At 32.1% G+C, this 20,325-nt stretch carries 30 protein-coding genes; 1 reads left to right on the forward strand and 29 read right to left on the reverse strand.

Annotation, left to right across the window (positions count from 1 at the left end; translation table 11 throughout):
* Window positions 1-21: 21 nt before the first annotated feature.
* The 7 genes from lpdA to AC4PG3_RS11015 all read right to left on the reverse strand — a co-directional run bounded on the left by lpdA (window position 22) and on the right by AC4PG3_RS11015 (window position 7,323).
* Entirely contained in the window at window positions 22-1,431 is a 1,410-nt protein-coding gene (lpdA, locus tag AC4PG3_RS10985) for a dihydrolipoyl dehydrogenase (protein ID WP_492196669.1), read from the reverse strand.
* Entirely contained in the window at window positions 1,424-2,893 is a 1,470-nt protein-coding gene (gcvPB, locus tag AC4PG3_RS10990) for an aminomethyl-transferring glycine dehydrogenase subunit GcvPB (RefSeq protein ID WP_492196670.1), read from the reverse strand. Before gcvPB ends, lpdA begins: the two co-directional genes overlap by 8 nt.
* Complete coding sequence (gene gcvPA, locus AC4PG3_RS10995) at window positions 2,894-4,237, reverse strand: aminomethyl-transferring glycine dehydrogenase subunit GcvPA (RefSeq protein ID WP_492196671.1); 1,344 nt, start codon at window positions 4,235-4,237, stop codon at window positions 2,894-2,896. It abuts the gene before it with no gap.
* A 1-nt stretch (window position 4,238) separates the two neighbouring features.
* Window positions 4,239-4,622, reverse strand: a complete 384-nt coding sequence (gene gcvH / locus AC4PG3_RS11000; protein ID WP_492196672.1) for a glycine cleavage system protein GcvH — start codon at window positions 4,620-4,622, stop codon at window positions 4,239-4,241.
* Window positions 4,623-4,640: 18 nt separating this feature from the next.
* A complete protein-coding gene (gene gcvT / locus AC4PG3_RS11005; protein WP_492196673.1) occupies window positions 4,641-5,738 on the reverse strand; it encodes a glycine cleavage system aminomethyltransferase GcvT in 1,098 nt (365 codons plus the stop codon).
* A gap of 170 nt (window positions 5,739-5,908) precedes the next feature.
* Window positions 5,909-6,631: an N-acetylmuramoyl-L-alanine amidase CwlD gene (gene cwlD / locus AC4PG3_RS11010; protein WP_492196674.1), complete on the reverse strand. Its 723-nt coding sequence runs from the start codon at window positions 6,629-6,631 to the stop codon at window positions 5,909-5,911.
* Window positions 6,632-6,801: 170 nt separating this feature from the next.
* Window positions 6,802-7,323 carry a substrate-binding domain-containing protein gene (locus AC4PG3_RS11015; RefSeq protein ID WP_492196675.1) on the reverse strand — a complete coding sequence of 174 codons (522 nt, stop codon included), beginning with the start codon at window positions 7,321-7,323 and terminating at the stop codon, window positions 6,802-6,804.
* Between the two features lie 116 nt (window positions 7,324-7,439).
* On the opposite strand from AC4PG3_RS11015, the gene AC4PG3_RS11020 reads away from it, so the two are divergent.
* Entirely contained in the window at window positions 7,440-7,772 is a 333-nt protein-coding gene (locus AC4PG3_RS11020; protein ID WP_492196676.1) for a hypothetical protein, read from the forward strand.
* Window positions 7,773-7,974: 202 nt separating this feature from the next.
* Here AC4PG3_RS11020 and rpsI read toward each other — a convergent pair whose 3' ends face one another.
* From rpsI to rpsH, 22 genes are all read right to left on the reverse strand, one after another.
* Window positions 7,975-8,367, reverse strand: coding sequence for a 30S ribosomal protein S9 (gene rpsI, locus AC4PG3_RS11025; RefSeq protein ID WP_492196677.1), 393 nt, complete (start codon window positions 8,365-8,367; stop codon window positions 7,975-7,977).
* 24 nt (window positions 8,368-8,391) lie between these two features.
* Complete coding sequence (gene rplM / locus AC4PG3_RS11030) at window positions 8,392-8,820, reverse strand: 50S ribosomal protein L13 (RefSeq protein WP_492196678.1); 429 nt, start codon at window positions 8,818-8,820, stop codon at window positions 8,392-8,394.
* Window positions 8,821-8,939: 119 nt separating this feature from the next.
* Window positions 8,940-9,677 (reverse strand): tRNA pseudouridine(38-40) synthase TruA, encoded by a 738-nt coding sequence (gene truA / locus AC4PG3_RS11035; RefSeq protein WP_492196679.1) that lies wholly within the window; start codon window positions 9,675-9,677, stop codon window positions 8,940-8,942.
* Between the two features lie 8 nt (window positions 9,678-9,685).
* Window positions 9,686-10,483, reverse strand: a complete 798-nt coding sequence (locus AC4PG3_RS11040; protein WP_492196680.1) for an energy-coupling factor transporter transmembrane component T family protein — start codon at window positions 10,481-10,483, stop codon at window positions 9,686-9,688.
* The gene (locus AC4PG3_RS11045) at window positions 10,476-11,339 is read right to left on the reverse strand and encodes an energy-coupling factor transporter ATPase (RefSeq protein WP_492196681.1); all 864 of its coding nucleotides are present in this window, start codon (window positions 11,337-11,339) and stop codon (window positions 10,476-10,478) included. Before AC4PG3_RS11045 ends, AC4PG3_RS11040 begins: the two co-directional genes overlap by 8 nt.
* On the reverse strand, window positions 11,336-12,169 hold the full coding sequence (locus tag AC4PG3_RS11050) for an energy-coupling factor transporter ATPase (protein ID WP_492196682.1): 834 nt from the start codon (window positions 12,167-12,169) through the stop codon (window positions 11,336-11,338). The genes AC4PG3_RS11045 and AC4PG3_RS11050 overlap by 4 nt, the downstream gene beginning before the upstream one ends.
* Window positions 12,170-12,290: 121 nt before the next feature.
* The gene (gene rplQ / locus AC4PG3_RS11055) at window positions 12,291-12,632 is read right to left on the reverse strand and encodes a 50S ribosomal protein L17 (protein ID WP_492196683.1); all 342 of its coding nucleotides are present in this window, start codon (window positions 12,630-12,632) and stop codon (window positions 12,291-12,293) included.
* A gap of 21 nt (window positions 12,633-12,653) precedes the next feature.
* Window positions 12,654-13,601, reverse strand: a complete 948-nt coding sequence (locus AC4PG3_RS11060) for a DNA-directed RNA polymerase subunit alpha (RefSeq protein WP_492196684.1) — start codon at window positions 13,599-13,601, stop codon at window positions 12,654-12,656.
* 63 nt (window positions 13,602-13,664) lie between these two features.
* The gene (rpsD, locus tag AC4PG3_RS11065) at window positions 13,665-14,288 is read right to left on the reverse strand and encodes a 30S ribosomal protein S4 (protein ID WP_492196685.1); all 624 of its coding nucleotides are present in this window, start codon (window positions 14,286-14,288) and stop codon (window positions 13,665-13,667) included.
* Window positions 14,289-14,307: 19 nt separating this feature from the next.
* Window positions 14,308-14,703 carry a 30S ribosomal protein S11 gene (gene rpsK, locus AC4PG3_RS11070; protein WP_492196686.1) on the reverse strand — a complete coding sequence of 132 codons (396 nt, stop codon included), beginning with the start codon at window positions 14,701-14,703 and terminating at the stop codon, window positions 14,308-14,310.
* A gap of 13 nt (window positions 14,704-14,716) precedes the next feature.
* Window positions 14,717-15,082, reverse strand: a complete 366-nt coding sequence (rpsM, locus tag AC4PG3_RS11075; RefSeq protein ID WP_492196687.1) for a 30S ribosomal protein S13 — start codon at window positions 15,080-15,082, stop codon at window positions 14,717-14,719.
* Window positions 15,083-15,111: 29 nt separating this feature from the next.
* On the reverse strand, window positions 15,112-15,225 hold the full coding sequence (gene rpmJ, locus AC4PG3_RS11080) for a 50S ribosomal protein L36 (RefSeq protein WP_045078242.1): 114 nt from the start codon (window positions 15,223-15,225) through the stop codon (window positions 15,112-15,114).
* Window positions 15,226-15,245: 20 nt separating this feature from the next.
* Window positions 15,246-15,464, reverse strand: coding sequence for a translation initiation factor IF-1 (gene infA / locus AC4PG3_RS11085; protein ID WP_492196688.1), 219 nt, complete (start codon window positions 15,462-15,464; stop codon window positions 15,246-15,248).
* A 29-nt stretch (window positions 15,465-15,493) separates the two neighbouring features.
* Window positions 15,494-15,775 carry a KOW domain-containing RNA-binding protein gene (locus tag AC4PG3_RS11090; RefSeq protein ID WP_492196689.1) on the reverse strand — a complete coding sequence of 94 codons (282 nt, stop codon included), beginning with the start codon at window positions 15,773-15,775 and terminating at the stop codon, window positions 15,494-15,496.
* Between the two features lie 56 nt (window positions 15,776-15,831).
* Entirely contained in the window at window positions 15,832-16,488 is a 657-nt protein-coding gene (locus tag AC4PG3_RS11095) for an adenylate kinase (protein ID WP_492196690.1), read from the reverse strand.
* Between the two features lie 20 nt (window positions 16,489-16,508).
* Entirely contained in the window at window positions 16,509-17,783 is a 1,275-nt protein-coding gene (gene secY, locus AC4PG3_RS11100) for a preprotein translocase subunit SecY (protein ID WP_492196691.1), read from the reverse strand.
* The gene (gene rplO / locus AC4PG3_RS11105) at window positions 17,784-18,233 is read right to left on the reverse strand and encodes a 50S ribosomal protein L15 (protein ID WP_492196692.1); all 450 of its coding nucleotides are present in this window, start codon (window positions 18,231-18,233) and stop codon (window positions 17,784-17,786) included.
* A gap of 18 nt (window positions 18,234-18,251) precedes the next feature.
* Entirely contained in the window at window positions 18,252-18,428 is a 177-nt protein-coding gene (gene rpmD / locus AC4PG3_RS11110; RefSeq protein WP_492196693.1) for a 50S ribosomal protein L30, read from the reverse strand.
* A gap of 12 nt (window positions 18,429-18,440) precedes the next feature.
* Entirely contained in the window at window positions 18,441-18,947 is a 507-nt protein-coding gene (gene rpsE / locus AC4PG3_RS11115) for a 30S ribosomal protein S5 (RefSeq protein ID WP_492196694.1), read from the reverse strand.
* A 17-nt stretch (window positions 18,948-18,964) separates the two neighbouring features.
* Window positions 18,965-19,327 (reverse strand): 50S ribosomal protein L18, encoded by a 363-nt coding sequence (rplR, locus tag AC4PG3_RS11120; RefSeq protein ID WP_492196695.1) that lies wholly within the window; start codon window positions 19,325-19,327, stop codon window positions 18,965-18,967.
* Between the two features lie 14 nt (window positions 19,328-19,341).
* Window positions 19,342-19,881 carry a 50S ribosomal protein L6 gene (rplF, locus tag AC4PG3_RS11125; protein WP_492196696.1) on the reverse strand — a complete coding sequence of 180 codons (540 nt, stop codon included), beginning with the start codon at window positions 19,879-19,881 and terminating at the stop codon, window positions 19,342-19,344.
* A 34-nt stretch (window positions 19,882-19,915) separates the two neighbouring features.
* Window positions 19,916-20,311, reverse strand: coding sequence for a 30S ribosomal protein S8 (rpsH, locus tag AC4PG3_RS11130; RefSeq protein WP_492196697.1), 396 nt, complete (start codon window positions 20,309-20,311; stop codon window positions 19,916-19,918).
* Window positions 20,312-20,325: the final 14 nt, after the last annotated feature.

Below are 20,325 nucleotides of genomic sequence, written 5' to 3' on the forward strand. Positions count from 1 at the left end.
ATGTAAAAGAGATAGCCTAGGCTATCTCTTTTTTCTCTTTGGTGCTATATGAATAGCTTTATCCTCCAAGCCATGTATAGCTTCTATAAAGGTTTCACTTAAAGTTGGATGGGCATGTATAGTTCTAGATATATAGTCAATATCTAAGCCATTTGATATAGCTAATGCCCCCTCATGTATTAGATCATTTGCATGAGGTCCTATTATTGTAACCCCTAATAATTTATTGTCTTCTGATGCAAAGACCTTAATAAATCCATCAGTGTCTCCTAAGGATAATGCTTTTCCATTTGCTGCAAATAAAAATTTACTCGATTTATATTCTATGCCTTTTTCTTTTAATTCATTTTCTGTAAGCCCTACAGTTGCAACTTCTGGAAGTGTAAATACACAATTTGGCCATACTTCTAAGTTTATATCTGGATTTAGCCCCATTATTTTTTCTACTACAAATATACCTTGGCTAGATGCCACATGGGCAAGTTGTATGCCATTACTATTTACATCTCCAATTGCATATATGTTTTTTACAGATGTTTCAAATTCCTTATTTGTATGAATTCCACTTTTGTCAAAATCAATACCTATTTTTTCTAAGTTTAAATCTCCTACTAAAGGATATCTTCCTGCTGCAATTAAAACTTTATCTCCTATAGCTTCTACTTCTTTATCTTTTTCTTTATATTTGGCAATTACTTTTAGTTTATTTCCTTCTTTTACGATTTCTTTAGCTCTAATATCAGTAAAAACCTTCATACCTTGTTTTTTAAAAAACATTGGTAATCTTCTAGAGATTTCTTTATCTATATCTTTTAGTATTCTAGAGGCTAATAGAGTGACATTTGAACCCAATTCTTGATAGATACTTGCAAATTCTAAACCAATAACTCCTCCACCTACTACTATTAAATCCTCTGGTATTTCTTCTAATTCTAAAAGCTCATCTGATGTAATAACTCCTTCTAAATCTACCCCTTTTGTTTCAGTCATCTGTGGATTTGAACCTGTGGCAATTATAATATTGTCTACAGTAACTTCCCTCTCTCCTCCTGATAAAAGGTCTATATTAATAGTATTTTTATCTTTTAAAGAAGCTTTTCCTGGTATAAATTCTATATTTTTATATGATGAAATAAGTTTTTCTATTCCAGATACCAATGTATTAACTACTTTGTTTTTTCTCTCTTGTAGTTTTTTTCCATCCATCTTAAATCCATCTACTTCTATACCAAATTCATCTGCTCTTTTAAAAGAGTTCATCACTTCAGCATTTTTAAAATATGTCTTAGTAGGAATACATCCTCTATTTAAGCATGTCCCTCCCACTTCTCTATTTTCTATAAGAAATACTTGTGCATCTAATTGAGCCGCCCTTATGGCGGCTACATAGCCGCCAGGACCTGCCCCAATTATTCCAATAGTTTTAGTCAATATTATCCCTGCCTTCGTACTTTAGTATCGGATTTCTAGCAGCCATAGTCTCATCTGGTCTTCTAACCAATGTATTATGTGGAGCTTCTTTTAATATTTGTGAATCCTCTTTTGCTTCTTTTGCAATCTTTTTCATTGTATCTATAAAACCATCTAAGGTCTCTTTACTTTCTGTTTCAGTAGGCTCTATCATCATAGCCTCTGGTATAATTAATGGGAAATATACTGTTGGTGGATGATAACCATAATCAAGCAATCTCTTAGCTACATCTAAAGTAGTTGCTTCTGGTAATTCTCCTTTTAGTCCACCAAATACAAATTCATGTTTATATATTGTATCAATAGGTATATAGTAATCATCTTTTAATTGACTCAATACATAGTTTGCATTTAAAACTGCCATTTCAGATGCCTTTTTAAGACCATCTCTACCCATTGTTAGTATATAAGTATATGCCCTTACTAAAATGGCAAAGTGACCATAAAAATCCTTTACTTTACCTATAGAGTTTGGATAGTCATAATCTAAGAAATATCTTTCCCCTTCTTTTCCAACAGTAGGTACAGGTAAGAATTCTACTAGATGTTTTTTAACTCCTACTGGTCCTGATCCTGGACCTCCACCACCATGTGGTGTAGAAAATGTTTTGTGTATATTAAAATGCACTGCATCAAATCCCATATCACCTGGTCTTGCTTTACCTAATATAGCATTTGCATTTGCTCCATCATAATATAATTGTCCACCTGCATTATGAACTATATCTGCTATTTCTTTGATCTCTGCTTCAAATAATCCAAGAGTGTTTGGATTAGTAAGCATTAAGCCAGCAGTGTCATCCCCTACTATTTCTTTTAGAGCTTTGATATCTACTAAGCCTTTTTCATTAGATTTTACTTCTACTATTTTATAACCAGCCATAGCTGCCGTAGCTGGATTTGTACCATGAGCTGAGTCTGGAACTATTATCTTATTTCTCTTTGTATCCCCATTTCTTTCATGATATGCTTTTATAATCATAATAGCTGTTAGCTCACCATGGGCTCCTGCTGCAGGTTGAAGAGTCATTTTATCCATACCTGATATCTCACATAGAGCCTCATCTAATTCATGCATAAGTTGTAGTGATCCTTGTATACAATCCTCGTCTTGATAAGGATGTATTTTAGCAAATCCATCTATTCTCGATGTATCTTCATTTATCTTTGGATTGTATTTCATAGTACAGGACCCTAGTGGATAAAAACCTGTATCAACACCATAATTTTTATTACTTAAATTAGTAAAATGCCTTATTACTTCTACTTCATTTACCTCTGGTAAATTTAATTCATCTTTATTTATAAATTTTTGTGGAATATAATCTTCTATATTAGAATCTTCTATATCTAATGGAGGAAGTCTATAGCCTTTTCTCCCTGATTTAGATAATTCAAATATTAATTTATCATAAACTTTCATCTATATCCCCTCCAATACATGACTAAGTTTATCTATTTCTTCCTTAGTCCTCTTTTCTGTAACTGCATATAGGATACTGTCTTTATATTCCTCAAAATCATTTTTAAGTCTATAGCCACCTATTATATCTGCTTTTCTTAAATTTTTATTGATTTCATCTACATCTATATCTGATGAAACTACAAATTCTTTAAAGAAAGGTTTATCAAATACTCCTTTGTACTTTCCTGATTTAGTAATTTTATCAAAGGCATAATGGGCTTTTTTAGCACTTTGAAGAGCTACTTCTCTAAGGCCTTCTTTACCTAAAGTTATCATATATACTGCTGCAGCTAAGGTATTTAATCCTTGATTGGAACATATATTGGATGTAGCCTTTTCCCTTCTTATATGCTGTTCTCTAGCAGATAAAGTAAGTACAAATGACCTTTTGCCATCTACATCTTGTGTTTGTCCTACTATTCTACCAGGCATCTTTCTCATAAACTTAGACTTAGCTGCTATAAATCCTAAATAAGGACCTCCAAAAGATAGAGGGATTCCCATAGCTTGACCTTCTCCAACTACAATGTCTACATTTAAGTCTCCAGGTCTTTTAAGAATTCCCAGAGATATAGGATCTACTGAAGCTATAAAAGAAGCTTTTTTATTTTTATGAACTATTTTTTCTGTAGCCTCTAAATCTTCGATAATACCAAAGAAGTTTGGACTCTGTACTATAACAGCTCCTGTTTTATCACTTGAAAGCTCTTCTAGTTTTTCTAAGTCAGTTACACCATCTTTCATATCTACTTCTATTACCTCTAAACCTTGAACATGAGCATAAGTCTTAAGTATCTTTATAGACTCAGGTCTAATTGTCTTTGATACAAGTATTTCTTTCTTTCTACTTACACTACATGCCATAAGAGCTGCCTCTGCTATAGCTGTACCCCCATCATAAAGAGAGGCATTTGCTAAATCCATACCAGTTAATTCACATATAAGTGTTTGATATTCAAATAGATATTGCAATGTTCCTTGGCTAATCTCAGGCTGATATGGTGTATATGATGTATAAAACTCACTTCTTGATATAATATGATCTATTATAGAAGGTATATAGTGATCATATGCTCCTGCTCCTAAAAAACAAGTTAATTTATCTAAGGAACAGTTTTTTTCAGCTATTTTACTTAAATATCTATTTACTTCTAGCTCTGACATAGAAGGCTTTAAATCTAAAGGACGATTCAAAGCAACTTCCTCAGAAACATCTGCAAATAATTCATCAACAGAACTAAGGCCTATAGCCTCTAACATCTGTTTTTCATCTTCAGGTGTATGTGGAATATAAGGAAACATATTATACCTCCTTAGCAATATACTCTTCGTATTCCTCACTACTCATCAATTCATCTAATTGAGATTTATCACTTAATTCAACTTTTATAATCCAGCTATCATATGGATCAGAATTTAAAAGTTCTGGACTATCTAAAAGTTCTTCATTTACTTCTATAACCTTTCCATCTACTGGAATATATGAATCAGAAGCAGCTTTTACAGATTCTAATGCTGAGAAACTATCTTCTTTTTCTAGTTCATCATCAATTTCTGGAAGCTCTACATATACTATATCTCCAAGTTGATGTTGTGCAAAATCAGTAATACCTATATATGCTTCATCACCTTCAACCTTAACCCACTCATGATCATTTGAATAATATAAATCTTTTATAACTTTCATCTTTATTCCTCCTAATTATTATTTATTTTTTAAAAAAGCCTTTTTGATTATTTTAGCTTTAGCAGGCTTATTTCTTATCATTATATCTATTTCTTCTCCAAGCTCTGTATACTCCATATCAATAAGAGCATTACCTATGCTTTTGCCTAAAGTAGGGCTCATATATCCTGTAGTTACATGACCTATTTTTTTATCATCTTTATATATTTCATACCCAGCTCTTGGAATTCCCCTACCTATCAATTCAAATCCTACTAATTTTCTTTTTATTCCATCTTCCCATTGCTTAGCAAGTGCATCTTTTCCTATAAAATCAGAATCTTTTTTAAGTTTTACAAAATATTTAAATCCTGCTTCCAAAGGATTTATTTCTTTAGATATTTCTTGTCCATAAAGTGGTAATCCTGCTTCAAACCTAAGAGTATCTCTACTTCCAAGTCCTGTAGGCTTTATCCCTTTTTCTTTTCCTTGTTGTAGTATTTCATTCCATAATTTTGGAGCGTCTTCTGGCTTTGCATATATTTCAAACCCATCTTCCCCTGTATATCCAGTTCTAGATATCATAACACTTACTCCAGAGATCTTAACATCTTCTTTAAAGTAAAAGAACTTTATACTAGATAAATCTTCATCAGTCATCTTTTGAAGTATCTCCTGTGCTAATGGTCCTTGAACTGCCAGTATACTAGTATTATCAGAAACATTTTCTAATTTTAGATCAAAATCTTTGCTGTGTTGTTTCATCCATTCAAAATCTTTATCTACATTTGCTGCATTTACAACTAAAAAGAACTTTTCATTATTATACTTATATACTAAAAGATCATCTACTACTCCACCATCTTCATAGCACATAAAGGTATAAGCGACTTGATGCTCTTCTAATTTACTTATATCATTAGTCATCAAATAGTCTATAAACTTCTCAGCATCTTTACCTGTGATATCCACTGCACCCATGTGGGATACATCAAAAATCCCTGCCTCATTTCTAACAGCATGATGCTCAGGTACGAGCCCCTCATATTGTATAGGAAGTAACCAACCAGCATAGTCTACAACTTTTCCACCTAAATCTACATGCTCATTATACAGTGGAGTCTTCTTTTCTGCCATTATACCACTCCTTTCATAATTTTAACATACATACTAATACTACAATACCCTAATTTAAAACAATTAATCTCTTAATATAAATATTAAGATTGTATAATTGTTAACAATATTGTATATCAATTTTTTCAATTTTACAATATGTTTAGTTAAATAAATTCAACTTAGAAATTTTATGTCTCTTGGTTTAGATATTTCATTATACCTACATATATAGACCAAGCAATTTTCTCTTGATATTCATCTTTAAGTAATAATATCTCTTCTCTAGTATTTGATAAGAACCCAGCTTCCACCAGTACTGATGGCATTTTCATATCTTTTAAAAGATATATATCCTCAGTATAAGCAGGGGCTCTCCTATTATCTTTATCCAATACATTTCTAAGTTCATCTTGGATTATAGAAGCTAATTTATATCCCTCATCAGAGTCTTTCATATAAAATGTCTGCGCTCCTGAATACCTTGAACTTGTAAAGCTGTTCATATGTATACTTACAAATAGTTCACAATCTGCCTGCTCTATGAGTTTTTTTCTATTTATCAAATCTTCTGTTTTTTTCTCTCTTAAAGTTTTAGATTTTTCTGTGTAAAGCCCTGTATCTGTAGTTCTAGTCATTATGGGAATACCCCCACTTTGTTCTATATATCGTTTAAGTTTTAAGGCTATTTTTAAGTTTATATCATCTTCTTCTACATCATTTCTACTTACAGCACCTGGATCTACTCCTCCATGGCCTGGATCTATACCTATTATCTTGTTTGTTATAGGTAAAAAACTAACTTCTTTTACTCTATATTTCCTATATAATATTATACCAGAAATTGCAGTAAATAAAATTATTCCTATTGAAAAATATAATATCCTTTTTCTTATAAAGAGTATCTTCACCATTATCACCTCTATAAGAATATATTTTAAAGAACATATATATATTACATAGAAATAAAAACATTTTAAAAAACGCCAAAGGTAAATAACCTTCGACGTCTTGATTTTTCTATCTTTTTGAGAATTGTGGGCTCTTTCTTGCTTTTTTATAGCTCCTGCTTGTTCTGTGATTATTAAATATTTTCTTCTAAATTTTCCACGACTTCTTCAGCTCTTTGACTAAGACCAAGGTAATCTCCAATTCTTTCTATGGCTACTTTTGTTTCTTCTAAATTATCAAGGGGAAAGTACCATACCCCTAGATGTAGATTATTTTCATCTGGATGACTCTCATAGTCAATGCTTGCCTCAGTAAAAAATACTTTGGGTTCTACCTGTTTTACTATGTCATAGTCTGGACTCTCCATAGGCCCAAATTCAACTGCATCCTTATAGATTGTATCTTCTATATCAGAAGGAATGCCTACTACATTTTCATAGCCAAGGAGTTCGAGTATTTTAACCATCTTTGGAGAACCTGCAACCACATTGAATGTCTTCATTGCATCCACATCTTCATCCTCTATTTCATTTACATTTTCTTCATCTGTCTTTGGGTTTTGATTGGATGGCACTTCACTTATGTCTTTATTTCCACAAGCAACCAAAACTAGAGATATCGTCACAATTAGTAACAAATTAAGTTTTTTCTTCATTCTTATCCCCCTTCTTTAAATCTAACATTGTCCAATTGTTTTTAAAAAACAAAATTATCAGAAAACTCTTGCAATTAATTTAATAATATGTTACCATAGGATTGTAAGGATGTCAAATGCTACTATATTATCAGATCCTAAGAGGGATACTTATGAAAAAGATGGCTTTGTTGTTATCAATTTTATTGGTGTTTATTGCAATGGTTCCTACTTATGCACACGCTAATTTAGTAGAACCTACAGGATTCGATGACGATACTATTTATTACAGTAATTATGCGCATTATCAATCTCACAATTCTTTTCCTAGAACCATTAGAGTTTCAGAAGTTCATAATGGATTTATTTATTCAGGGACTTTGAACTTTACTGGTGAATATCATTGTTATGAAAGTAACTGTGTTGGATATTACAGCGGTACTTTATATTATGCAAGACCAGCGAAATGAAATATGGGGTGTATTGCCCCCCAATTATAAACTGATGAAAAGGTAGTGAAAATAAAAATCACTACCTTTTTTTGTTTAAATAATCAAATCAATCTATCCTGCTTCGTCTACTAAATGCCTTATAAGATAAATTGGATAGTTGAAGAAATGGATAAATGCTAAAAAACGCCAAAGGTAAATAACCTTCGACGTCTTGATTTTTCTATCTTTTTGAGAATTGTGGGCTCTTTCTTGCTTTTTTGAATCCGTATTTCTTTCTCTCTTTCATTCTTGGATCTCTAGTTAAATGGCCTGCTTTCTTTAGTATAGGTCTTAACTCTTCATCTGATTCGATTAGAGCTCTTGCTATACCATGTCTAATAGCGCCTGCCTGTCCTGTAAATCCTCCACCATCTACATTTACTAATACATCAAATTTATCTAAAGTATCAGTGATAACTAATGGTTCTCTTACTATGGTTCTTAGTGTCTCATAGTTGAAATAATCATCCATAGTTGTTTTATTTATTGTAATATTTCCATTTCCTGGAATTAATCTAACTCTTGCAACAGAAGTCTTTCTTCTTCCTGTTCCGTAATATTGTACTACAGCCATTTACAGTCCTCCCCTCTCTATAAATTAAAATTCGTATACTTCTGGTTTTTGAGCTTCATGATCGTGCTCTGCTCCACCATATACTTTCATTTTCTTTATCATTTTTCTACCTAATTTATTTTTAGGTAACATTCCTTTTACTGCAAGTTCAATTATCTTTTCTGGTTTCTCTTGTATTAATTGCTTATATGCAACTTGTTTTAATCCACCTGGGTAACCTGTGTGATAAGTATAATTGTTTTGATTTAATTTATTACCAGTTAATTTTATTTTTCCTGCATTTATTATTATTACATAGTCACCAGTGTCAACATGTGGTGTATAGATAGCCTTATTTTTACCACTTAATATGGTAGCTACTTCAGTAGCTAATCTACCTAAAACTTTATCTTCTGCATCTATTATATGCCATTTTCTTTCAACTTCATTTGTTTTAGCCATATAGCTTTTCATAGATTTCCCTCCTCATACTAAATACTATTTATAATTATGAAGTATAAAAAAAGTTTCCGGGCCTTTTTTAAACACTCTAATATATTCTAATACATGTGTTTATCAATGTCAAGGTCATTTTAATCATAATATACCTTTTCTAAAAATAATCCTCGGGCAGGTGCTGTAGGTCCTGCTAGAATTCTATTTCTACCTTGGATTATATTGGGTAAATTTTCCTTATCTATTCTACCTATACCTATATACACTAATGTACCTACCATTATTCTGATCATATTTCTTAAAAAACTTTTACCTTCTACAGTTATCTCTATTAATTCTCCACACTTTTTTATATCCATATTGTATATAGTTCGTTCTGTAGTATGAACATCTGATCTTCGACCCATAAAGCTTTTAAAATCATGATTCCCTATGAAATATTGTAAGCTATCTCTCATTTCTTGTATATCTATATCTCTATCTACATGATAGGAAAAATTTCTGTATATAGGTCTAGGCATTTTACCATTATATATTATATATTTATACCTCTTTTTCTTTGCAGAAAATCTAGAGTGAAATTCACTCCTAACTTCATAAGATTCAAGGATTTTTATATCTTCTGGTAGTTCTATATTCAAGGCATATTTATATCTTTCCCCTGAAATACCCATGCTAGTAAAAAAATTTGCAACTTGACCTATAGCATGTACACCTCTATCTGTTCTACCTGAACCTATTAAATCTATCTTTTCTCCAGTAACTTTTTCTATAGCCTTCTCTATTTCCTCTTGAACTGTAGCCCTTCTTGCTTGTTTTTGCCATCCTGAGTAATTTGTACCTTCATACTCAATTAATAGTCTTATGTTTTTCATTTTAACTCCTATATAAATCTTGTAGTTATTATCAATCCAAAGAATACTGTCATAATTGCTAATGCTCCAATATCCTTTTTATCTAGATTTAATTCATTTAATCTAGTTCTATTTTCTCCACCTCTATAGCATCTTGCTTCCATTGCAATAGCTAATTCATCTGCTCTTTTAAAAGCATTTATAAATAGTGGTACTAATAGTGGTACTAAGTTCTTAGCTCTTCTTAATACATTTCCTGACTCAAAATCTGCCCCTCTTGCCATTTGAGCCTTCATAATCTTATCTGTTTCTTCTAATAGAGTGGGAATAAATCTTAAAGCAATAGTCATCATCATCGCCAATTCATGAGCTGGTAGTCCAATCCTTTTAAATGGGCTTAAAAGGCTCTCTATTCCATCTGTAAGGGATATCGGGGATGTTGTAAGGGTTAACAGAGAAGTTCCTGTAATTAAAAATATAAGTCTTAGAGCCATAAATGCAGCTTGCTTAAGTCCTTCCACTGTTACTGCTAGGGGACCTATCTCAAATATAACTTCACCTTTAGTCATAAATATATTTATAAAAAAGGTTATTAAAATAATAAATAATAGTGGTCTTAAGCCTTTTAAAATAAATTTAACAGGAATTTTAGAAATAGTTATCGACCCAAATATAAAAATTATTATAGGTATATATGGATAAAAGCTGTCAATAAAAAATAGGGAAATAATAAAAAACATTGTAATTATTAATTTTATTCTAGGATCCAATCTATGGATTATAGTCTTTCCAGGAAAATATTGTCCTATAGTTATATCTTTAAGCATCTTCTTTGCTCCTTAAATATCTTATAATTTCTTCCTTTGCTTCTTCTACTGTTAATATATCTTCTCTTACATTGTTGCCCTTAGCTTTAAAAATCCTCATAAATTTAGTTATTTGAGGTATACCAAGTCCTATTTTCTCTAATTCATCTGCTCTTTTAAATATTTCTCTTGGGACATCATCCATAACTATCTGACTATTGTCCATTACAAGTATCCTATCTACAAATCTGGCTATATCTTCCATACTATGAGATACAAGTATTATTGTAATAGCCTCTTTTTTAAATAACTCATAAATTTCTCCTAATATTTCATCCCTACCTCGTGGATCTAATCCTGCTGTAGGTTCATCTAATACTAATACTTTGGGCTTCATAGCTATAACTCCTGCTATGGCTACTCTACGCTTTTGCCCCCCACTTAATTCAAAAGGCGATCTATCTTTTAATTCTTCGTAATCTAAACCTACTACTTCCATAGATTCCTTTACTCTTTTATCTACTTCTTCTTCTAAAAGTCCTAAATTTTTAGGCCCAAAGGCTATATCCTTATATATTGTCTCTTCAAACAATTGATACTCTGGATATTGAAATACTAATCCTACCTTCTGCCTTATACTTTTTAAATTTACATTTTTTTTACTTATATTTGTACCTTCTATTATAATATCTCCACTTGTGGGACTTATTAGTCCATTTAAATGTTGTACTAGAGTTGATTTTCCCGATCCAGTATGTCCTATTAATCCTATGAATTCCCCTTGATTTATCTCTAAATTTATATCCTTCAATGCAGTTTTTTCAAAGGGAGTTTCAGGATTATATACAAAGTTTAAGTTTTTAATATTTATAATCATAGTACTTTTAGCAACTCCTCTATAGAAATTACATCATCTCTTATTTGAAATCCATCTTTTTTTAATTCATAAGCTAATTCTGTTACTTGAGGTACATCTAATCCTAGCTCTTTAATCTTTTCTACTTGTTTAAATACATCCTTTGGAGTCCCTTCCATTGCAATTTGTCCTTTTTCCATTATTATTACTCTATCAGCCTCTACTGCTTCATCCATATAATGGGTAATCAATACAATAGTCTTGTTTTCCTCTTTATTTAACTTTTTTATTGTATTCATTACTTCAATTCTACCTGTAGGGTCTAGCATGGCTGTAGGCTCGTCTAAAATTATACAATCAGGATTCATAGCAAGTATACCTGCTATGGCTATTCTCTGTTTTTGACCTCCTGAAAGGAGATGTGGTGCATGTTTTTTGTATTCACTCATTTCTACTATATCTAAAGCTTCATCTACTCTTTTTCTAATTTCTGCTTGGGGCAAGCCTTGATTTTCTGGACCAAAGGCAACATCTTCTTCTACTATAGTTGCTACTATTTGATTATCTGGATTCTGAAAAACTATCCCAGCTTTTTCCCTGATATTCCAAATATTCTCTTCATCCTTAGTATCCATTCCTAGGACTTCTACATTACCATAGGTAGGAAGTAACAGACCATTTAACATCTTAGCTAAGGTAGATTTCCCAGAGCCATTATGTCCTAATATGGCTAAGAATTCTCCCCTTTTTATATCTATATTAAGATCCTTAACAGCTGCGACTACTTCGTCATCTATATAGGATTTGTATTCATAGGTTATATTTTTAATACTAATCATTGTATCCTTCATATTTTTATCCCTCAAATTGTATTTATTTCATTACTAAATATAACATAATCTCTTATTTTATACAATTAATTCTACAAAAACAAACCAAAAAGGGACTAAGCTTTAACTTAATCCCTACCCTTTATACTAGTTCTAATATAGCAACTTCTGCTCCGTCTCCACGGCGAGGACCTACTCTTAAAATCCTTGTGTATCCACCATTTCTTTCAGCGTATTTAGGTGCTATTTCATCAAAAAGTTTATTAACTACTTCTTTGTCATATATATAAGCTAAAACTTGTCTTCTTGAATGTAAATCTCCCTTTTTACCTAGGGTGATCATCTTTTGAGCCATTCTTTGAGTTTCTTTTGCCCTTGTAACAGTTGTCTCTATCTTACCTTCTCTTAATAGAGATGTTACTTGATTTCTTAACATCGCTTTTCTATGGGGCGTATTACGGCCAAGTTTTCTTAATGTTGTCACATCTATCCCTCCTTCATACCATTACTCATCACTTTTTTTAAGACCGAATCCTAATTCTTCAAGCTTTTTTTCTACTTCTTCAAGGGATTTCTTACCTAAATTTCTTACTTTCATCATATCTTCTTCAGTTTTTTGTGTTAGTTCATCTACAGTATTTATACCTGCCCTCTTCAAGCAATTATAAGATCTAACAGAAAGATCCAACTCTTCTACTGACATTTCTAAAACTTTTTCTTTTTTATCTTCTTCTTTTTCTACCATGATTTCTACATCATTTACATGGTCAGTTAATCCTATGAAAAGATTTAAATGTTCTGTAAGTATTTTAGCTCCTAAAGAAGTTGCTTCGTCAGCATCCATAGTTCCATTGGTCCATACTTCTAATTCTAGTTTATCGTAGTCAGTTATCTGACCTACTCTAGTGTTTTTAACATTGTAGTTTACCTTTGTTACAGGTGTAAAAGAAGAATCAACAGGTATTGTACCTATTGTTTGTTCTTCTTTTTTATTCTTCTCAGAAGATACATATCCTCTGCCCTTTTCTAGTTCTAATTCCATATATAGTTTTCCTTCTTCGTTTATGGTAGCTATATAATGATCCTTATTTACTATTTCTACATCTAGGCCAGTTATTATATCTCCTGCTGTTAATACTTTAGGTCCTTCTACATCTATTAAAAGATTTACAGGCTCATCTGTGTATATTTTAGCTACTATTCCCTTAATATTCAAGATGATTTCAGGGACATCTTCCAAAACTCCAGGTACTGTAGCAAATTCATGAAGTACATCTCGGATTCTAATAGATGACACTGCAGCTCCAGGTAATGAAGATAGTAGTACTCTTCTAAGCGAATTCCCAAGAGTAGTTCCATATCCTCTTTCTAAAGGCTCTACCACAAATTTGCCATAACTTCCATCATCGCTCAGTTCTAAGATTTCAATCCTTGGTTTTTCAATTTCTAACATTAAATGAACCCTCCTTTAAATTTTATTTTATATAAGGACGAGGGCGGTCGACTCTGTTATATATTATTTAGAATACAACTCAACTATTAAGTGTTCTTCTACTGGAATATCTAGATCTTCTCTTGCTGGTTCAGCTACGATAGTTCCCTTTAGGTTTTCTAAATCTACATTTACCCATGATACAGTATTTGTATTTGAGCTTTCATTTAAACCTTTAAGTTTTTCGCTCTTTTTACTTCTATCTTTTACTGTTATTACATCTCCAACTTTCATATTCATTGAAGGTATACTAGCTTTAGCGCCATTTACTAGGAAATGACCATGAGTTACTAATTGTCTAGCTTCTGCTCTAGAATTAGCAAATCCCATTCTATATACAACATTATCTAATCTAAGTTCAAGTAGTTTAAACAGATTTTCACCTGTTACACCCTTCATTGTATCAGCAGTATCAAAATATCTTCTCATTTGAGATTCATTTATTCCATAAAATCTTCTGACCTTTTGCTTTTCTCTCAACTGCATACCATATTCAGTAACTTTCTTTCTTCCTTGACCATGTTGTCCTGGAGCATAGTTTCTACTATTTATAGCACATTTCTCGCTGAAGCATCTATCTCCTTTAAGGTATAATTTCATACCTTCTCTACGACATAATCTACATACTGGTCCTGTATATCTTGACATCTATATTACACCTCCTAAATTAAACTCTTCTACGTTTTGGTGGTCTACAACCATTATGTGGTATTGGTGTGACATCCTTTATCATGTTAACTTCTAATCCTGTAGCTTGTAGTGATCTTATTGCTGCTTCCCTACCAGAACCTGGTCCTTTTACAAATACTTCTACGCTTTTAAGTCCATGTTCCATTGCTTTTTTTGCTGCTTCCTCTGCAGCTTGTTGTGCGGCAAAAGGAGTAGATTTTCTTGATCCTCTAAATCCTAATTGTCCAGCACTTGCCCATGAAATTACATTTCCCTTTACATCAGTAAGTGTTACCATTGTATTGTTAAATGTTGAGGATATATGAGCTTGACCTCTTTCTATATTTTTACGTACTCTTTTTCTACTACGAGTAACTTTTCCTTTTTTAGCCAATTTATTCCCTCCTTTACTTCTTGCCTTTAGAAACTAATTTCTTAGGTCCTTTTCTTGTTCTTGCATTTGTCTTAGTCTTTTGACCTCTAACTGGAAGACCTCTTCTATGTCTTATACCTCTATAACAATTTATCTCCCTAAGTCTCTTTATATTCATTGCAATTTCTCGTCTAAGGTCTCCTTCGACAATATATTCATCTATTAATTCTCTGATTTTAGCTACTTCAGTTTCTGTCAAATCTTTTATTTTAGTGTCTTCATCTACACCAGCATTTTCTAATATTTCAGCCGCTCTAGATTTACCTACACCATAGATATATGTTAAACCAATTACTGATCTTTTATCTCTTGGTAAGTCAACGCCTGCTATTCTAGCCATTAAAGTTTGCACCTCCCCAAATTTACATATTAACCTTGTTTTTGTTTGTGTTTTGGATTTTCACAGATTACCATTACTCTTCCATTTCTCTTTATAATCTTACATTTTTCACACATTTTTTTTACTGATGGTCTTACTTTCATTATAAATCCCTCCTATGCTACTACTTATTTCGCCAGGTTATTCTGCCCTTAGTCAAATCATAAGGTGATAATTCCACTGTTACCTTATCTCCAGGAAGTATCCTGATATAGTGCATTCTCAACTTTCCTGAAATATGGGCTAAAATTTCGTGACCATTTTCAAGCTCTACTTTGAATATTGCATTTGGTAAAGCATCGGTTACTGTACCTTCTACCTCTATTACATCTTTTTTAGCCATCGAGTTTTGAACCTCCTGTCCAAATAAATTTAGAAACTCTTATTAAAGGGTTCTAAAAGTTTTCTTATATACGCATTATTGATCTTGATATTATTATCTAATTTAAACTTAATCTCTGACAATAAAGTCTTGTATACAATCAAATGTTTTATCTTCTTTTTCTTTGGATTATCAAGCTTTCTTAGATCACCATCTACTACAGTGACAAATTGATCATCTATTATATCTAAAACCAAGAAAATTCTTCCTTTATCTCGACCTGCTCTAGATTTAACCACTTGTCCGATGGCTATATCATTAGTTGAATCCATTAAAAATCCACCTCTTTAATTTTTCCTGTTTGAGCTATGGTCCTCAAAAGAAAATTTTATTTCTCTTTACTATCTTCTAAAGCTTCTACTATAGTTTGAAAAATCTCATCTATAGGTCTAATTCCATCTATATCTAAAATTAATTCTTTTTGTCTATAATAATCTATCAAAGGTTGAGTTTGAGCCAAATATACTCCAATTCTTGTAGCTACAGTTTCTTTTTTATCATCATCTCTTTGATATAGATCTCCTCCGTCTATATCACATTTGCCTTCTTGCTTTGGAGGTTTATTTTTAATATGATAAGTCGCTCCACAAGTTTTGCAAATTCTTCTTCCTGTTGCCCTTTGAATTAAAGTTTCCTTATCTGCATCAATATTGACAACTTTATCAAGTTTTATACCCATATCTTCTAATTCAGAATCTAAAGCTTCTGCTTGAGCTACTGTTCTTGGAAATCCATCTAGTAAAAAACCTTCCTTACAGTCTTGCTTTGTAAGTCTGTCTTTCACTATGGAAATCACAAGTTCATCAGGAACTAAAAGACCTTTATTCATATACTCTTTTGCCTTTTTTCCTAATTCAGTACCTTCTTTTATATTAGCTCTAAATATGTCTCCAGTAGAGATATGGGGTATATTATATTTATTTACTATAGCTGATGCTTGAGTGCCTTTGCCAACACCTGGTGGTCCTAACAGTATAAGTCTCATTAAAAATCATCTCCTATAGTTTATTTTAAAAATCCTTTGTAATGTCTCATTATCATTTGTGACTCTATTTGTTTAACTGTCTCTAAAGCTACCCCTACAACAATTATTATAGCTGTACCACCAAAGCTTACATTCATATTAAATATAGCAGATAATATGATAGGTAGTGAAGCTAATATTGCTAGAGATATACCTCCTACAAATGTAATTCTTGTAACTACTCTATTTAAATAATCAGATGTAGGTCTTCCCGGTCTTATACCTGGGATAAATCCACCGTTTTGTTGTAAGTTCTTTGAATACTCAACAGTGTTAAATTGAATAGCTGTATAAAAGTATGTGAAGAACATAATCAATATTATATTCATTATAGAATATATCCAAATACCTACTGAACCTTGTGGTGTTAAGTATTTAGTTATCCAATCTGATACTCCACCTTTAGTAAGTAGGGTAATAGTCTGAGGTAGTGCCAATAATGATGATGCAAATATTACTGGTAATACTCCTGCCATAGATACCTTTACAGGTATATGTGTACTTTGCCCACCATACATCTTTCTTCCTACTACTCTCTTAGCATACTGTACCGGAATTTTTCTTTCTCCCTCTTGAAGAGCTACTACTAAAGCAATAATTATTAAGAATACTATTCCAAATACTAAAACTTTAATAATACTTAATTGTCCCAGCCTTACTAATTTAAATGTTCTTATTAATTCTGCTGGTAATCTTGAGATTATACCTACAAATATAAGTAGAGAAATACCGTTTCCTATCCCTTTTTCAGTGATAAGTTCTCCTATCCATATAAGTAATGAAGTACCAGCTATAAGTGAAATAACTACTATAACCTTTTGTAAATCAGAATTAGTTTCTAGTGCACTTTTAAAGAAACCTAAAGTGTATCCAATAGCTTGAATTCCTGCCAATACTATTGCCAAGTATCTAGTATATCTAGTTATTTTTTTCTTTCCTTCTTCTCCTTCTTTAGCTAATTCTTCTAATTTAGGAATAGCTATTGTTAAGAGTTGAATTACGATAGATGCTGTTATATATGGATATATATTAGTAGCAAATATACTAAAATTACTAAATGTACCTCCAGCCATTAAATCTAGAAACTGTAATATTCCGCCTTGTGATGATTCAAAAATGCTTCTAATAACCTCTTTATTCATATATGGAACTGGGATATTAGAACCTAATCTAAATATTAATAACATCAATAGTGTAAAGTTTATCTTTTTTCTAATATCCGGGATCTTCCATGCATTTTTCAAGGTAGAGAGCATTTATATCACCTCCACCTTTCCTCCTGCAGATTCAATCTTTTCTGCAGCTGTTTTACTAAACTTTTGAGCTTTAACTGTTAGTTTAACATTTAAGTCACCATTTCCAAGGATTTTCACTCCATCCTTTGACTTTGCCTTTTTAACTAGTCCTTCACTAATAAGCAATTCAGGTGTTATAACAGTATCATTTTCAAATCTATTTAAATCCTCTATATTTACAATTGCATATTGTTTTTCAAATATGTTTGTAAATCCACGTTTGGGAAGTCTTCTAAATAGAGGCATTTGTCCTCCTTCAAAACCTGGTCTAACTCCTCCGCCAGATCTTGCGTTTTGACCTTTATGACCTTTACCAGAAGTTTTACCAAGTCCAGAACCAGTACCTCTACCTAGTCTCTTTCTAGCTTTACTTCCTCCACCAACATTTGGTCTTAAATCATTTAATTTCATCCCTACACCTCCTTACGCTTAGTCTATTACTTTAACCATATAGTCTACTTGATGTATCATTCCTCTGATTTGAGGGGTATCATTTTTTTCTAATACCTGGTTAACCTTTTTAAATCCTAAAGCTTTGACAACTTTTCTATGGTTCTCAGGTTTTCCAATTAGGCTTTTTGTTAATTTTATCTTAATTGTACTCACTATAGTTCACCCCTAACCTAATAATTCTTCTACAGTTTTACCTCTTAGCTTAGCAACTTCTTCAACTCTTTTAAGTTCTGATAGAGCTTGCATAGTTGCATTAACCATATTTCTAGGGTTACTACTACCAAGAGATTTCGTTCTTATATCTCTAATACCAGCTAATTCACATACAGCACGAACTGGTCCACCAGCAATAACTCCTGTACCTTCCTTAGATGGTTTTAGTAATACTCTTCCTGCTCCAAAAATTCCTGTGATTTCATGAGGTATTGAAGTTCCAACTAATGGTACCTCAATTAAATGCTTTTTAGCGTCTTGAATAGCCTTTCTTATAGCTTCAGGTACTTCTAAAGCTTTAGCCATTCCTACTCCTACATGACCATTTTCATCCCCAACAACTACTAATGCACTAAATCTAAAGTTTCTACCACCTTTTACAACTTTAGTTACACGATTTATATTTACAACTCTTTCTTGTAAGTCTAATTCATTTGGATTGATAAATGAACGTTCCATTATTTCCCCTCCTTCTCTTAGAATTTCAGCCCTGCTTCTCTTGCTCCTTCAGCAAGCTCTTTAATTCTTCCGTGGTATATATATCCACCTCTGTCAAATACTATATTCTCTATATTTTTTTCTAAGGCTCTTTCACCAACTAGTTTTCCTACCATTTTAGCAGCTTCTTCTTTTTTAGTATTAGTAAGGTCTAGACTCTTGTCTAAAGTAGAAGCTGATACTAATGTGGAACCTGTTGTATCATCAATGATTTGAGCATATATATGTTTCCCACTTCTGTAAACATTTAGCCTTGGCATTTCAGGAGTTCCAGAAATTTTCTTTCTTACTCTTGAATGTCTGGCTTTTCTGTTTTCATTTTTATTTATCTTTTTTAGCATCTTTTTCACCCCTCCTACTTACCAGTCTTACCAACCTTACGTCTAATTCTTTCATCAGTATATTTAACACCTTTACCTTTATATGGTTCAGGTTTTCTATATCCTCTTATTACTGCTGCATAGTTTCCTACTTGTTGCTTATTAATTCCTTTAACTATTATCTTATTAGCTGCAGGTACTTCTACTTCTATTCCTTCAGGATCTTCAACCTCTATAGGATTAGAATATCCTAAGTTTAGAATTAATTTTTTCCCTTGCTTTTGAGCTCTATAACCTGTACCTACAATCTCTAAACTCTTTGTATAACCTTCTGTTACACCTATTATCATATTTGAAATTAAAGTTCTATATAAGCCATGTAGTGATTTATATCTTTTTGTTTCAGATGGTCTAGCTACTGTAATAACATTATCTTCTATACTTATATCCATATTCGGATCAATTTTTTCTGCTAAACTTCCCTTTGGTCCTTTAACTTCCACAAGATTCTTATCGCTTACTTTTATTTCAACTCCACTAGGGATATCAATTGGTTTTAAACCTATCCTTGACATCAGAGCACCTCCCGTTCCTTAATTTTACATTTAATTACCAGATATAACAAACAACTTCTCCGCCTACACCATTTTTTCTAGCGTCTTTATCAGTCATTACACCATTTGATGTAGATAGAATTGCTACTCCTAAACCACCTAATACCTTTGGCACTTCATCTTTTTTTGCATATACTCTTAGCCCAGGTTTAGAGATTCTTTTTATTCCGCTTATGATTTTTTCATTATTTTGACCATATTTTAGATCTACTCTAATAATTCCTTGTTTACCGTCATCTATAACATCATAGCCTTTTATAAAACCTTCATTTAGAAGAATTTCTGCCAATTGCTTTTTTATATTCGAAGCAGGAATATCCACAGTATTATGCTTAGCATTGTTACTGTTTCTTATTCTAGTTAACATATCTGCGATTGGATCTGTCATCATAATTAGTTACCTCC

The sequence above is a fragment of the Tissierella sp. QWL-11 genome (genome assembly GCF_058683765.1).

What these genes read in the sequence shown, in the direction of transcription:
- gcvPB (WP_492196670.1), bottom strand. Translation starts at nt 2,893, where the DNA reads ATGAAAGTTTATGATAAATTAATATTTGAATTATCTAAATCAGGGAGA.
- gcvPA (WP_492196671.1), bottom strand. Translation starts at nt 4,237, where the DNA reads ATGTTTCCTTATATTCCACATACACCTGAAGATGAAAAACAGATGTTA.
- gcvH (WP_492196672.1), bottom strand. Translation starts at nt 4,622, where the DNA reads ATGAAAGTTATAAAAGATTTATATTATTCAAATGATCATGAGTGGGTT.
- gcvT (WP_492196673.1), bottom strand. Translation starts at nt 5,738, where the DNA reads ATGGCAGAAAAGAAGACTCCACTGTATAATGAGCATGTAGATTTAGGT.
- cwlD (WP_492196674.1), bottom strand. Translation starts at nt 6,631, where the DNA reads ATGGTGAAGATACTCTTTATAAGAAAAAGGATATTATATTTTTCAATA.
- AC4PG3_RS11015 (WP_492196675.1), bottom strand. Translation starts at nt 7,323, where the DNA reads ATGAAGAAAAAACTTAATTTGTTACTAATTGTGACGATATCTCTAGTT.
- AC4PG3_RS11020 (WP_492196676.1), top strand. Translation starts at nt 7,440, where the DNA reads ATGCTACTATATTATCAGATCCTAAGAGGGATACTTATGAAAAAGATG.
- rpsI (WP_492196677.1), bottom strand. Translation starts at nt 8,367, where the DNA reads ATGGCTGTAGTACAATATTACGGAACAGGAAGAAGAAAGACTTCTGTT.
- rplM (WP_492196678.1), bottom strand. Translation starts at nt 8,820, where the DNA reads ATGAAAAGCTATATGGCTAAAACAAATGAAGTTGAAAGAAAATGGCAT.
- truA (WP_492196679.1), bottom strand. Translation starts at nt 9,677, where the DNA reads ATGAAAAACATAAGACTATTAATTGAGTATGAAGGTACAAATTACTCA.
- AC4PG3_RS11040 (WP_492196680.1), bottom strand. Translation starts at nt 10,483, where the DNA reads ATGCTTAAAGATATAACTATAGGACAATATTTTCCTGGAAAGACTATA.
- AC4PG3_RS11045 (WP_492196681.1), bottom strand. Translation starts at nt 11,339, where the DNA reads ATGATTATAAATATTAAAAACTTAAACTTTGTATATAATCCTGAAACT.
- AC4PG3_RS11050 (WP_492196682.1), bottom strand. Translation starts at nt 12,169, where the DNA reads ATGAAGGATACAATGATTAGTATTAAAAATATAACCTATGAATACAAA.
- AC4PG3_RS11060 (WP_492196684.1), bottom strand. Translation starts at nt 13,601, where the DNA reads ATGTTAGAAATTGAAAAACCAAGGATTGAAATCTTAGAACTGAGCGAT.
- rpsD (WP_492196685.1), bottom strand. Translation starts at nt 14,288, where the DNA reads ATGTCAAGATATACAGGACCAGTATGTAGATTATGTCGTAGAGAAGGT.
- rpsM (WP_492196687.1), bottom strand. Translation starts at nt 15,082, where the DNA reads ATGGCTAGAATAGCAGGCGTTGACTTACCAAGAGATAAAAGATCAGTA.
- rpmJ (WP_045078242.1), bottom strand. Translation starts at nt 15,225, where the DNA reads ATGAAAGTAAGACCATCAGTAAAAAAAATGTGTGAAAAATGTAAGATT.
- infA (WP_492196688.1), bottom strand. Translation starts at nt 15,464, where the DNA reads ATGGCTAAAAAAGATGTAATAGAGGTAGAAGGTACAGTAACCGATGCT.
- AC4PG3_RS11090 (WP_492196689.1), bottom strand. Translation starts at nt 15,775, where the DNA reads ATGGATTCAACTAATGATATAGCCATCGGACAAGTGGTTAAATCTAGA.
- AC4PG3_RS11095 (WP_492196690.1), bottom strand. Translation starts at nt 16,488, where the DNA reads ATGAGACTTATACTGTTAGGACCACCAGGTGTTGGCAAAGGCACTCAA.
- secY (WP_492196691.1), bottom strand. Translation starts at nt 17,783, where the DNA reads ATGCTCTCTACCTTGAAAAATGCATGGAAGATCCCGGATATTAGAAAA.
- rplO (WP_492196692.1), bottom strand. Translation starts at nt 18,233, where the DNA reads ATGAAATTAAATGATTTAAGACCAAATGTTGGTGGAGGAAGTAAAGCT.
- rpsE (WP_492196694.1), bottom strand. Translation starts at nt 18,947, where the DNA reads ATGGAACGTTCATTTATCAATCCAAATGAATTAGACTTACAAGAAAGA.
- rplR (WP_492196695.1), bottom strand. Translation starts at nt 19,327, where the DNA reads ATGCTAAAAAAGATAAATAAAAATGAAAACAGAAAAGCCAGACATTCA.
- rplF (WP_492196696.1), bottom strand. Translation starts at nt 19,881, where the DNA reads ATGTCAAGGATAGGTTTAAAACCAATTGATATCCCTAGTGGAGTTGAA.
- rpsH (WP_492196697.1), bottom strand. Translation starts at nt 20,311, where the DNA reads ATGATGACAGATCCAATCGCAGATATGTTAACTAGAATAAGAAACAGT.